This window comes from Flavobacteriales bacterium (assembly GCA_020635795.1).
Taxonomy (GTDB): Bacteria; Bacteroidota; Bacteroidia; order Flavobacteriales_E; family Vicingaceae; genus Vicingus.
Window position 1 is genome coordinate 440,590 of the sequence record JACJZD010000001.1, and the last position, 13,168, is coordinate 453,757.

Below are 13,168 nucleotides of genomic sequence, written 5' to 3' on the forward strand. Positions count from 1 at the left end.
AAACTTACAAAGTTAGAAAGATATGGAAAACGGACGTAATATAAAGACCAACATAGCATTAGCATTAATTGCATTGTTATCTTTTGGCACCATGAATGCTCGTAATGCAAATCATGTTAATGGAAATAAGCTAGGAGGTAATACCCCGACTCCCACAGCAGGATGTGCTCCAGCTGTTGCTTTAGCATCGCTAGAGTTTAACAATGTAAGGGCTCGTATCGATGCTACTGGAGGTAGTATGTTCCAAGATAGAGCAAATGGTATTGCTGCTTATAATGTTCCTAAACAAAATTCACAAACCGATCCTTTGTATACTGCAATATATGCAGGAGCTTTGTGGATTGGTGGTGTTGATGCTAGTAACCAATTAAAAGTTGCTGCGGTAACATTTAGATCGGGTGGAGCAAATGATTTTTGGCCTGGTCCATTAACAGATGGTACAGCAGAGGTTACTGCTGGAACTTGTGAAGTTTTTGACCAATTTTTTGGTATTTCAAGACCTATGGTTAATGAATTTGTGGCTTGGCATGCTGATCCTGCAGCTTATCCAAATTATCAAATTCCATCACAAATTTTAAATTATCCAGCAAGAGGAAATACAGTTAAAAAGAAACAACAATCTTATTATGTTGCCGAAGATTTAGCTCCTTTTTATGATCAAAATGGTAATGGGTTTTATGAGCCAACTGATGGAGATTATCCTAAATATGATTTAATTGGTGCAAATGATTGTAGAACAAATCGTGAGGTTCCACTTTTTGGTGATACTACAATTTGGTTTGTGTTTAACGATAAAGGTAATGCACATACTGAGTTTAACGGTGCTCCAATTGGTATGGAAATAAGAGGTCAAGCTTTTGCTTTCGCTACTAATGATGAAATCAATGACATGACGTTTTACAATTATGTTTTAATTAACCGTTCTAGTTTTACCTTTACTCAAACTTATTTTGGGCAGTGGATTGATGCAGATTTAGGTAATTCAAATGATGATTTTGTTGGTTGTGATGCCTCTAGAGGTTTAGGTTATGCTTATAATGGTGATAATAATGATGAGTCTGCTAATGGTGTTTCGGGATATGGTGCAACACCTCCATTTATTGGTGTTGACTTTTTTGAAGGACCTTATATGGATAATGATGGTATAGATAATCCTTTAACTACTGATGTTTCCGTTGCTATAGCTCAAAATGGTATACCTTATTCTGGGTTAGGTATTGGTTATGGTGATGGTATTATTGATAACGAAAGATATGGTATGCGTAAATTCGTTTATTATAATATTGGTTCTATAGTTAATGGTAATGGAGATCCGAGTACTCAAGCTGATGTTTATAATTATTTACAAGGTAAATGGTTAGGTACTACTGGTAATGTAGTATGGGGTGGAGACGGTAATCCGTTGGGTTCTGGCACTCCAGGATTAAATGCAGATTTAATGTTCCCTGGAACATCTGATCCTTTACATTGGAGTACCAAAGGTGTAGTACCAGCTGTTACAGATTGGAGTGAGGCATCTGTTGGTAATAATCCTAACGATAGAAGATTTATTCAATCAGCAGGTCCTTTTACATTATATCCTGGAGCTGTAAATAATATTACTGTAGGTGTTGTTTATGCTAGAGCTTTGTCTGGTAATAATACTTCTTCTTTATCTTATTTACAAGTTGCTGATGATAAAGCTCAAGCATTATTTGATAACTGCTTTAAAATATTAGAAGGACCAAATGCTCCAGATGTAGCTATTCAAGAATTAGAGAATGAATTGGTGTTGTTTTTATCAAATAACAATCCTATTTCTAACAACTATAATGAACAAGCGAATTTAAAAGACCCTTTTATTTCTATTCCTGATACTATTAATGGCGTTTACCAAGGTTCTGCTGCAGATAGAGATACGTTAAAATATTATAAATTCCAAGGGTATCAAATTTATCAGGTTAAAAATAGTAGTGTTTCAGTTTCTGCTTTAAACGATCCAAGTGTTTCTAGATTAATTGCTCAAGTGGATATTCAAGATAACGTTAGTCAAATTGTTAACTATGTTTTTGATGCTACAGTGGGTGCTAATGTTCCTGTGGAAATGGTTAATGGAAAAAATAATGGTATAAGTCATTCATTTAGAGTAACTGAAGACCAATTTTCAACAAGCACAAATAAAAGATTGGTTAATCATAAAACATACCATTTTGTTGCTATCGCTTATGCTTATAACAATTGGTTAACAGTTAATCCACAAAACTTCTCACTTGGTGGTCAATTAAAACCATATTTAGCAAGTAGAACCAATTCTATTGGTAGTGCAATTCGAATTTATTCTGGAATACCTCACAATCCTAAACCTGAAAATAACGGGACTGTTGTAAATTCAAGTTATGGAGATATGCCAGAGATTACTCGAATTGAAGGGGCTGGTAATGGTGGGTTCTATATGGAATTGACATCAAGTTCTGAAAGTCAAATTGTATCTTCAAATTTTGCCAATTATCCAGTATATCAAGCTGGTTATGGACCGATTGATGTTAAAGTTGTAGATCCGTTGAATGTGAAAAAAGGAACATATTATATTCAATTATTGGATTCAACTGCTACTCCAACTTCAAATCCATTAAATGATGCTTATTGGAGATTAATCAATGGTTCTGATACAACTTATTCGGAAAGAAATATTGCTTTTAAAAACGAACAAGTATTTGCTAATTTAGGATTTTCAGTTTCAATCAATCAATCTGTGAGTCTAGGTAGTAGTACAAGAACTGATTTTGGTTTGATTTCAGCTACGGTTTCATACTCTAATCCAACAAAACCATGGTTATCTGGTGTGCCCGATTCTGATGCGGCTAATGATTTAAATTGGATACGCTCTGGTTCCCAATCTTATGATGTAGTTGGTCCTCCTGCAGTGGCTAGTTACTATAATGATTATGAAATAAATGGTGCTTTTATTGATGGTGATCAAAAATTAGAGAGTATTTTGAGAGGAACTTGGGCTCCATACAGATTGGTTTCTACTGTTACACAAACAGATGCAAAACCATTAACTGATGTTAGAAACGCCCCTGGTATTGTTGATGGTTGGAATAATGCTACCACAGAACGATTCTATTCTACGGTAATGTATCCAACAGCTAATACAAGTCTTTCTCAATTAGCTAGTTCGGAATCAGTAGATATTGTATTTACTAATGATAAGTCGAAATGGACGCGTTGTGTTGTGTTTGAAACAGGATGGGACAGAAGTAAAAATGAAGGGAATGCACGATTATTTAGTAAACGTGCAGCTGCGAATGTTGATAAAAATGGTACTCCAGATGGAACTTTAAATCCTCTTGGGGCTGCAGGAACTGGTATGGGATGGTTCCCTGGTTATGCTATCAATATTACCACAGGTGAGCGATTAAATATGGCTTTTGGTGAGGATAGTAAATACATCAACCATAATGGTAGAGATATGAAATGGAATCCTAATTCGGATATCTATCGATTTGATACTTTAAATTTAGTATTAGACACGGTAATGGGTCAAAGACATTATACTTATGTGTTTAATACAAGGTATGATGAATGTAAAGTGTTGGATAGTTTATTATCTTTTGCAAGAACTAGTCCTGCGGCAGGTGCTATAATAAAGAAAACACAAGATTATATCGGTAAGTCTGCTATGTGGGTTGGTTTGCCAACTGTAGCTCCAGGTCAAAGTTTATTGTCTAATGATGCTAGAATTAAATTAAGAGTAACTGCACCTTATAAAAAGTTCACTACAGCAAACTCTGCAAATCCTGCTCCATTTGGTAATAGTCAACGACCTATGTATATGTTTAACATGGATAATTTTGCATCTGAAACAGGTGTTGCTACAGCAGCAAAAGAAGTTTTAGATTTAATAAAAGCTGTTCCAAATCCTTATTATGCATATTCTGAATATGAAACGGATAAATTAGATAACAGAATTAAAATCACTAATCTTCCAGAAAAATGTACGATTTCCATTTATAATGTTGGGGGTACATTAATGAGAAGATACAATAAGGCTAGTTCATTAACTAGTTTGGATTGGGATTTAAAAAACCATGTTGGGATTCCAGTTGCTGGTGGAGTTTATTTAATTCATGTTGAAATTCCAGATGTCGGTGAAACTGTAATTAAATGGTTTGGTGTAACTAGACCGACGGATTTAAACGGATTATAATATTAAAAACGAGTTGCTTTAGCAAATTGATTATTAAAAAGAATGAATATGAAAAATATTAAAGTTGCAATAACAATATTTTTATCTAGTATAACATTAGCATCATCTGTTTATGCTGGTAATGAGGATAGAGCAGGTGAGGCAGGTGCTTCGCAATTGTTAATAAACCCTTGGGTAAGAAGTGTAGGTTTTGGTGGAGCAAATACAGCTTCAGCAACTGGCTTAGAGGCTATGAATTTAAATGTTGCTGGTCTTGCTTTTACCAAAAAAACAGAGGTAATGTTTGCTAATAAAAATTGGTTAGTTGGAAGTGGTACTCGAATTAATACATTTGGATTATCTCAGCGTTTGGGTGAGTCAGGTGTTATGGGTATTTCTATTATGTCGATGAATTTTGGTGATATTGATATTACTACTGTTGAATTACCTGAAGGAGGAATAGGAACATTTTCTCCTAGCTATTTAAATTTTGATTTGGCTTATGCTAAATCATTTTCAAATAGTATTTCTGGTGGTCTTGCTGTTAGAATAGTTAGTGAGTCGATTTCTAATATTGATAGTAGAGGTGTAGCTTTTAATGCTGGGGTAAAATATGTTACTGGTGAAAATGATCGAATTAAGTTTGGTATTTCATTAAATAATGTTGGGCCATCAATGCAAGCATCTGGCGAAGGATTATCATTTACTAACGTTGATGTTAATACTGGTTTAGCAGCTACACAACAAAGAAAGTCATCAACATATCAGCTACCTTCATTATTGAATATTGGTGCATCTTATGACTTTTATGTTGCAGCACAAAAAGATTCGGCATCTAATCAAATAAAGGCTGACCATAGAATCACTCTTGCTGGTAATTTTACAGCAAACTCATTTACAAAAGACCAATACAGATTAGGAGTTGAGTATGGGTTTAGAAATTTATTCATGTTACGTGCTGCATACGTATTAGAAAGTACTACATGGTTTGATTCTAATTTACGTTCATCTGCTTATACTGGACCTGCATTTGGTGGTTCTTTGATAGCTCCACTTGGAAAATCTGGCTCTACATTTGGTGTACATTATGCTTATGAAATGACCGAACGTTTTTCTGGAACACACAGCATTGGTATCCGTTTAGACTTATAATACGAATTACATATAAATCTTATAAAAGAGAACTCTAACTAGAGTTCTCTTTTTCGCTTTACAACCCTTAAAGTTATGTCACAAATTAATTACTATACAGAAGATGGTTTAAGAAAACTTAATGAAGAATTAGACCAATTAAAAAATGTTGAAAGAGCAAAAGTCTCTGCTCAAATTGCAGAAGCTAGAGATAAAGGTGATTTATCTGAAAATGCTGAATATGATGCTGCTAAAGAGGCTCAAGGATTATTAGAATTAAAAATTTCTAAATTAGAAACCATTGTTGCTAACGCAAGAGTGATTGATGAATCTCAATTGGACTTGTCAAAAGCTTTAATACTTTCTAAAGTAAAGATTAAAAACCTTGCCAATAAAATGGTTATGGAATATACGTTGGTATCTGAAAAAGAAGCTAATTTAAAAGAGAAACGTATTTCTGTAGATTCGCCAATCGGACATGCTTTATTGGGAAAATCAGTTGGAGATGTTGTTGAAGTTCAAGTTCCTACTGGTAAAGTAAATTTTGAAGTTATCGAAATTTCTAGATAATGCAGCCTTCTATCTTTTCAAAAATTATTAATAAAGAAATTCCTTCATACATTATTGAAGAGAATGAGCATTTTATTGCTTTTTTAGATGTTTTTCCATTAGCAAAAGGTCATGTATTGGTGGTACCTAAAAAGCAAGTGGATTATATTTTTGATTTAGAACCCGAATTATATTCAGGTTTATGGTTGTTTGCCAATAAAATAGCTAAAAAGTTAGAACAAGCCATTCCTTGCAAAAGAGTTGGTATTGCTGTTATTGGCTTAGAAGTTCCTCATGCACATATCCACTTAATACCTTTGCAATCGGTAGAAGATATTAATTTTTCTCGTCCAAAATTAAAATTAGTACCATCAGATTTTGAAGAAATTCTAAAGAAGATTAAAAATTAGTTTTTTGCTCTTTTTGGATTTTGTGTAACAAAAGCTTTCCAGCCAGAATAGCTTTTCTCACCACTTGTAGTATTATTTTGAAAAGAATGGCACATGGCAACAGCCAGCCCATCCGTAGCATCTAAATGTTTGGGTAAATTTTTTATTTTTAAAAGTGAAACTAACATGGCTGCAACTTGTTCTTTTGAAGACGTTCCCTTACCAGTAATCGACATTTTTATTTTTTTTGGTGAGTACTCAAAAACAGGAATGTTTAACGATAAAGCTGCAGCAATAGAAATTCCCTGTGCTCTTCCAAGTTTTAACATCGATTGAGCATTTTTCCCTAAAAAAGGTGCTTCTATGGCAACTTCATCAGGTTTGTATTCGGTAATTAAATAATTAGTCCGTTCAAATATTTTTTGTAGTTTTAAAAAATGGGTTTCTAGTTTTTTTAACTCAATTGAACCCATAGCAATTAATTCAACTTTATTGTTTTTTACATGAATAATTCCATAACCCATTACAGTTGTACCAGGGTCAATTCCTAATATTATTTTATCTTTAATCAAAAAAATTGGGTTGATTGAATAATAAAGCAAGATACAAATATTTTAATTTAATTGTACGAAGTTTAATTGGTATTGGCGCCTTACTATTTATTTTCTTCAAATTAAAGGACAGTTACCACCTTCAACTAAATGAACTTGATACCATATCCATCAATTTTTTATTTGTAGTGATTGCTTTTTTATTGAGTTTTTTTAATTGGGGGTTAGAATCGTTAAAATGGAAATATTTAATTGCTAAAATAAAAGTAGTTACCTTTATTCAAGCCTATAAAATAATATTAACAGGCATTACCATGAGTTTAATTACACCTAATAGAGTTGGCGAAATCCCAGCAAGAGCTTATCTATTAAATGATAAGGAAAACCTAAATAAGTTAATTTACGCTACATTTATTGGGTCATTTACACAACTGTTGGTTACCGTTTTTTTTGGAACAGTTGGAGTTTTCTATTCTATGGTTTGGTTTGATATTTATTTATCTGAATCTGTATTGGTATCGCTTATTATTTTCTTGATGATACTAATAGCTTTATTGATGTTTTCTAACAAAATAAAAAGGAATATTCTTTATTTATTTAACAAACAATCTTCTATTGATTTTAGCAGAATAACATTGCTTAAAGCATTGATATATAGTTTTTTTAGGTATGTAATTTTTGTTTTGCAATATTATTGTTTATTAGAAGCATTTGGCGTTCATTTTACCAATATCGTTGCACTTTGGTTAATTCCGCTTTGTTTTTTTGTAGCATCGTCAATACCTACATTTTTAATTTCAGAAATAGGAGTGAGGAGTTCTATCGCAATAATAGTGTTTGGAGTGTTGAGTACTAATAATGTCGCTATTATTGCTTCATCAATTGTATTGTGGGTAATAAATATTGCCATTCCTGCTATTTTTGGAATTGGATTTATGAAACAATTAGAAATTAGAGAAGTTGAGTAGTATTGTTATCATATTAACCATATTAATTTTAGTGTATGTAATTACAGTGGTAACCATGATTGTTGGTTATTACAAACAACTAAAAGAATCGAAAGTAATTATAGATAATCCTTCAATAGTAAAAATATCGGTTGTAATTGCAGCAAGGAACGAAGAGAATAATATTGGAAAATGTTTAAGTTCAATAGTTAACCAAAAGGTTCATCATGATGATTTTGAAATCATTGTAATTAATGACCATTCTACTGATAACACTTTAAAAATTGTTGAAGACTTTAAGAAAGATTATAAAAATGTGCATTGTTATTCTTTGTCGGAAACAAGCTCAAAAAAAGCAGCAATAAAATTTGGGGTGTCGAAATGTTTGCACGAAGTGGTGGTAATTACTGATGCTGATTGTGAGGTTCCAATAAATTGGTTATCATTAATTTCATCAAAGTTTAATAATAATTTATCGCTACTTGTAGCTCCTATTCAGTTAATCCCAAAAGGAGGCTTATTTGGTGCTTTTCAGGAGTTAGACATGTTTGCTTTACAAGGATTTACTTTTGGGAGTTTGGCTTATAACAATCCAATTTTAATAAATGCGGCTAATATGGCATTTAATAAAGTTGATTATGTGGCTAATTATCCTCATAAAACTGAGAATACGCCTTCTGGAGATGACATGTTTTTATTAGAGCAATTTAAAAAACATAAAAAACATATTAATGGATTTTTGAATAGTAATTTAATAGTAAAGACCAAATCGGAGAAAACTCTAATAGATTTTTTACATCAACGAGTTCGTTGGACATCAAAAAGTAAGTATTATAGAGATAGCTGGATACAATATTTTGGTGTATTAACATTTTTAACCAATTTGGCTTTGGTTTTCATCTGCTTACACTTGATATTAGTCGAACAAAATAGGGGCGTTTATATAATCTTATTGCTAACTAAATGGCTTATTGATTTTATATTATTATTTTTGGTTTCATCTTTCTTTAAAAGAAGAAAAGTGTTGATTTATTTTTTACCCGTGCAAGTGATATATCCTGTGTATATTTTGGTTGTAGGAGTATTGTCAAACTTTTTAAAAATTAGGTGGAAAGGTAGAATATATAATGGGTAAAGAGAACAAAGACATATATTCAAAATCATTATCTTACCATGCGTGGCAAAGGCTTAAGAAGAACAAGCTAGCTATGTTTGGGTTGTTGATTATATTTTGTGCTACTTTGGTGGCATTGTTAGGACCCATTATTCGACCTGATAATTCACCAAAAGCTAACAATCAAATTCTCGAAGTTACTACTCGTAAACCTGGATTTAAGATTAATATATTGAAAATTAGAAAGAACGAAGAGAAAAAATCGAGGGGTTTCTGGGTATTATTTTCAAAAGGATTGGAAAGTAATTATAGGATGGTACCAATTTTTGATTACAGCTTTGAAGGTGCAGATATTGTGGTAGAAAAGTATACAGGTAATGAAATCAACAATGGACAAATATTAAAATTCAATTTAGCTGAAGTAGCCTTTCCACTTGATCATAATAAGGTTGAGGAAACTTCGGGGGGATTAGAGTTTTATACCTTGGATGAAGGTAAAAAGAACATGACTATTGAAGAGTTAAGAGGATTAGTAGAGAACAATAATATTGTTACCAATAACTATTTACTTGGAACTGATAAATATGGTAGAGACATGTTGAGTAGATTAATGGCTGGAACATGGATATCTCTTTCTGTTGGTTTTATTTCGGTATTTATTTCTTTAGTTATTGGAATATCGCTTGGTGCAATTGCTGGTTATTATCGTGGATGGGTTGATGATGTTATCATTTGGATAATTAATGTGGTGTGGTCTATTCCTACATTATTATTAGTTATTGCTATTACCTTAGCATTAGGGAAAGATTTTTGGCAAGTATTTGTTGCCGTAGGTTTAACCATGTGGGTAGAGGTTGCTAGGGTTGTTAGAGGTCAAGTATTAAGTTTGCGAGAAAAAGAATTTGTAGAAGCAGGAAAGGCTTTAGGTTTTAATGATAAACGAATTATTTTAAGACACATTATTCCAAATGTTCTAGGGCCTGTTATTGTTATTTCGGCAATAAACTTTGCTGCTGCTATTTTAATAGAAGCGGGGTTAAGTTATTTAGGTATTGGTGCACAACCACCGCAAGCTACTTGGGGTAAAATGATTTCTGAACACAAAGGTTATATTATAACTGGTGATGCTTATTTAGCTGTTTTACCAGGTGTTGCTATTATTTTAATGGTACTAGCTTTTGTGTTGGTTGGAAATGGTTTACGAGATGCATTAGACTCTAAATCAGTTGATGATTTACCTTCTGTTTAAAAGATTATTAAACAGCTAATAAAAATTATACCACCCAACAACATTAAAATTAAGGTATAAGGCAATATTTGTTTTGCTTTTAAGCCTGTTATTCCTAATAAGGGAAGAGCCCAAAAAGGCTGGAGCATATTAGTAAGTTGGTCGCCATAAGCCAACGCTAAAATGCTTTTAGGAATAGAAACGCCTAATTCTAAAGCCGATTGTATAATAATTGGACCTTGAACTGCCCATTGACCACCACCACTTGGTACAAAAATATTCACTAAACCAGCACTAAAAAAGGTATAAATAGGAAATGTAAACTCGTTAGAAATGACAATAAAGAAATCTGAAATATCTGCGACTAAACCAGAACCTTTCATTATTCCCATTATTCCAAAATACAACGGGAACTGAATTAATATACCAGAAGCACCAACAATTGCCTCATCAACAGCCGATAAAAACGAGCTGAAATTAGTATGAAACATTATTGCTAAAGAGAAAAGGAGTAAATTAATATTGTTAGGTGTGAAAAAATCCAAAAAATTATAGTGATAATCAATGGCAATTTTATATCCTATAAATACCAAAATGATAAACCCGAATAACATTGAAAATAGTTTTGAATGATCAAGTTTCTCCGCTCCAGAAATAATTTCAGGGTTTAAAATGGTAGCGTTATTTTTTGACAATACAATATGCTGATTGGATGATTTTTTACCTACAATGTACATTGCTATTGGTAAGATAGTAAGCACTAAAAACATTATGGAGATGTTCATTGTTGAGCCAACTGTTTCCCAATATGAAATCCGTTCGGGTAATAAATCAATTTGTGAGGTAGGTAATAAACCATTCATCATTTCTTTTAAATGATTGGGTTCGGCTACTTTGCTTAACGATGAGCCTGATAAGCCCCCATGCCAAACCATTAAGCCTGAATAACCAGCAGCACCAATAAGCGGATAATTAATTTTGAAATTGTTTGTTTGAGCGTAATCGCCAATTTTCCGAGCAAAAATGGCACCGAATATTAACCCCAATCCCCAATTAAATAAACTAACGAATACAGTTAGAAAAGTAACTAAGGCTGCTGATTTTGCTGTACTTGTACATTGTTTTACTAAAATAGACAACACGTTGTCTATGGGTTTTGAAAGTGCTAAAACATGACCAAGAACTAACATTAACATCATTTGCATGGCAAATACCAATGCTGATGAATTCCAAATACCTTCTTCCCAATATTTTAATAAATCAAAGGTGTATGAAACGGAAGATTTTCCTTCTGAATTGGTAAAAAATAATGCAATAAAAAAAGTGACGATAGAAAGTATAACGGCAATGGTAAAGGGTGAAGGTAGGATATACTTGAAAACTTTTGAATATTTATCAGAAAAACTCATTTAGGTATTGTTTAGCCAAGTAAAACTTTCCAAGCGTTAAGTATTTCTCCTTTTTCAATCAGTTTTTTGGCTTCTAAATAAATATCATTGGTTGTTTTTGGGTAAGCTTTTATTTCTTCTTGTGTGGGTAATGCTTCCACACTAGCTAATAGCCCCAATTCGTTACCAGATAAAGTTGGGTTTGTTCTAATGTGTTCAGGAATCTGATCTACACCAATGCCAATGGTAGTGAGTGGTTTAGCAACTTCAAACATGGAGTTTTCATCAGCTCGGCAATACCAATTTCCTCCCATACGGCTAACCAAATCAATTTTCTTTTGGTCAATCAACCCATCATCAGATAAAATATCCTCATTGATATGAATGCGTAACACTTCACAAATAATCAGATTCCCTGCACCACCATTCTGACCTAATTCAATAATTTGATTTACCTTGCATTCAAATTGTACAGGTGATTCTTTTACTCTGAAAGGTTTAATTAAATCAGAGGCAATAGGTGTTAGACCAGATTTAGTAAATTCATCTACATCTTTAGCAAAAGGAGAACTTGCTAACGACATTTGTTGAACAATATCATAATTGACCACATTAATTACCACTTCGGCAACTTCTTTAACATTATCAAAAGTGTTTTTGGTTTCCCCAGTTCTTCCACTTCGAGCTGGCGAGAAAATTAAAATAGGCGGGGCAGCACTAAATACGTTAAAAAAACTAAATGGACTTAAATTTCTGTTGCCGTTTTTATCGATGGTACTTGCAAATGCAATCGGTCTTGGTCCAACGGCGCCAAGTAAATATTGATGAATTTTTTGAGTTGTTAAATCACTGGTGTTAACTGATAACATATTGTTAAGGTATGTCTAATTCGTAAGTTTTATCGTAAATCGAAACATTAATTTTACTATCACAACCCGAACCAAAATTTAATGTTCTAGTTGGATTGTTGTTAGGTTTTACATTAATTAATCCTGAACCAATCCAATTACAATTTCCAGCTAAATTTAAGTTGGTGGTAATTTGTGATGTAAACGCATTACCTGTGAATACTATACCCGAATTACTTCCTGTAATTGCATAAACATCGTCGCTTATTGTTTGGGTATCTTTACCTTGTATTATTTTTAACTGATGACTACCAGAATAAAAGATTTTTTGATTGTAGTTATTTACTATTTTCAATTCAGAAAATGTGATGTTGTATGTTGGAAAAGAATCGACTAACCCAATATATTGGTAACTCATTGAACCAGAGTAGATTGTTTTATCATTGTAATTATAATCATAAATTGCAATAGTCGTGGATGTTCCTTGTACATCATAAAATCCATTAACGGTTGCGTACAATTTACCATTTCTTATTATTCCGTTCGATGTACAATCAGTGTTAAACTTAACTTGTAAAATTTTTGGATTGCTTACAACATCAGTTGTAATGGTATCACAACCATAAACAGTATTGGTATCAGTAGTTGCTGAAGAAACAATTCCTGTTGAGTAGTATGCTGCTTGATGAACGGTTTTAAAAACATCATAAACTAAGTTAGTAGCAAAAGCAACATCACGAGAAGTAGAGGTTGATTTATCTTCATCTCGGTCAGATTTTTCACAACCAAAAAGAAATACAACTGTGCATAAAATAATGAAATAGCTCTTTTTCATATATAGATAGAAATAGTTAA

At 32.6% G+C, this 13,168-nt stretch carries 11 protein-coding genes; 7 read left to right on the top strand and 4 right to left on the bottom strand.

The features are described 5' to 3' along the window. Positions 1 to 22: 22 nt before the first annotated feature. The 4 genes from H6589_01885 (at position 23) to H6589_01900 (ending at position 6,258) form a co-directional block, all read left to right on the top strand. Positions 23 to 4,189, top strand: a complete 4,167-nt coding sequence (locus tag H6589_01885; GenBank protein MCB9173335.1) for a T9SS C-terminal target domain-containing protein — start codon at positions 23 to 25, stop codon at positions 4,187 to 4,189. A gap of 48 nt (positions 4,190 to 4,237) precedes the next feature. After that, positions 4,238 to 5,320: a PorV/PorQ family protein gene (locus tag H6589_01890; protein MCB9173336.1), complete on the top strand. Its 1,083-nt coding sequence runs from the start codon at positions 4,238 to 4,240 to the stop codon at positions 5,318 to 5,320. 75 nt (positions 5,321 to 5,395) lie between these two features. After that, on the top strand, positions 5,396 to 5,869 hold the full coding sequence (gene greA / locus H6589_01895; GenBank protein ID MCB9173337.1) for a transcription elongation factor GreA: 474 nt from the start codon (positions 5,396 to 5,398) through the stop codon (positions 5,867 to 5,869). After that, a complete protein-coding gene (locus tag H6589_01900; protein MCB9173338.1) occupies positions 5,869 to 6,258 on the top strand; it encodes an HIT family protein in 390 nt (129 codons plus the stop codon). Before greA ends, H6589_01900 begins: the two co-directional genes overlap by 1 nt. Here H6589_01900 and ruvC read toward each other — a convergent pair. Beyond that, positions 6,255 to 6,809, bottom strand: a complete 555-nt coding sequence (gene ruvC / locus H6589_01905) for a crossover junction endodeoxyribonuclease RuvC (GenBank protein ID MCB9173339.1) — start codon at positions 6,807 to 6,809, stop codon at positions 6,255 to 6,257. The two genes, H6589_01900 and ruvC, sit on opposite strands and share 4 nt — an antisense overlap. 14 nt (positions 6,810 to 6,823) lie before the next feature. On the opposite strand from ruvC, the gene H6589_01910 reads away from it, so the two are divergent. From H6589_01910 to H6589_01920, 3 genes are read left to right on the top strand one after another with little or no spacing between them, the layout of a single operon-like run. After that, positions 6,824 to 7,756, top strand: coding sequence for a flippase-like domain-containing protein (locus H6589_01910; GenBank protein MCB9173340.1), 933 nt, complete (start codon positions 6,824 to 6,826; stop codon positions 7,754 to 7,756). Next, positions 7,749 to 8,870 carry a glycosyltransferase gene (locus H6589_01915; GenBank protein ID MCB9173341.1) on the top strand — a complete coding sequence of 374 codons (1,122 nt, stop codon included), beginning with the start codon at positions 7,749 to 7,751 and terminating at the stop codon, positions 8,868 to 8,870. Before H6589_01910 ends, H6589_01915 begins: the two co-directional genes overlap by 8 nt. After that, positions 8,863 to 10,098 (top strand): ABC transporter permease, encoded by a 1,236-nt coding sequence (locus H6589_01920; protein MCB9173342.1) that lies wholly within the window; start codon positions 8,863 to 8,865, stop codon positions 10,096 to 10,098. Before H6589_01915 ends, H6589_01920 begins: the two co-directional genes overlap by 8 nt. Here the strand turns inward: H6589_01920 and H6589_01925 are convergent. The 3 genes from H6589_01925 to H6589_01935 are packed head-to-tail and all read right to left on the bottom strand — an operon-like array spanning position 10,095 to position 13,148. After that, entirely contained in the window at positions 10,095 to 11,486 is a 1,392-nt protein-coding gene (locus tag H6589_01925) for a short-chain fatty acid transporter (GenBank protein ID MCB9173343.1), read from the bottom strand. The genes H6589_01920 and H6589_01925 overlap by 4 nt on opposite strands. 11 nt (positions 11,487 to 11,497) lie before the next feature. Next, entirely contained in the window at positions 11,498 to 12,334 is an 837-nt protein-coding gene (locus H6589_01930; GenBank protein ID MCB9173344.1) for a flavin reductase family protein, read from the bottom strand. A gap of 4 nt (positions 12,335 to 12,338) precedes the next feature. Further along, complete coding sequence (locus H6589_01935; protein MCB9173345.1) at positions 12,339 to 13,148, bottom strand: hypothetical protein; 810 nt, start codon at positions 13,146 to 13,148, stop codon at positions 12,339 to 12,341. Positions 13,149 to 13,168: the final 20 nt, after the last annotated feature.

Bases quoted from the DNA above. Each gene is read 5' to 3' on its own strand.
- H6589_01885 (MCB9173335.1), top strand. From the start codon at position 23: ATGGAAAACGGACGTAATATAAAGACCAACATAGCATTAGCATTAATT.
- H6589_01890 (MCB9173336.1), top strand. From the start codon at position 4,238: ATGAAAAATATTAAAGTTGCAATAACAATATTTTTATCTAGTATAACA.
- greA (MCB9173337.1), top strand. From the start codon at position 5,396: ATGTCACAAATTAATTACTATACAGAAGATGGTTTAAGAAAACTTAAT.
- H6589_01900 (MCB9173338.1), top strand. From the start codon at position 5,869: ATGCAGCCTTCTATCTTTTCAAAAATTATTAATAAAGAAATTCCTTCA.
- H6589_01920 (MCB9173342.1), top strand. From the start codon at position 8,863: ATGGGTAAAGAGAACAAAGACATATATTCAAAATCATTATCTTACCAT.
- H6589_01925 (MCB9173343.1), bottom strand. From the start codon at position 11,486: ATGAGTTTTTCTGATAAATATTCAAAAGTTTTCAAGTATATCCTACCT.
- H6589_01930 (MCB9173344.1), bottom strand. From the start codon at position 12,334: ATGTTATCAGTTAACACCAGTGATTTAACAACTCAAAAAATTCATCAA.
- H6589_01935 (MCB9173345.1), bottom strand. From the start codon at position 13,148: ATGAAAAAGAGCTATTTCATTATTTTATGCACAGTTGTATTTCTTTTT.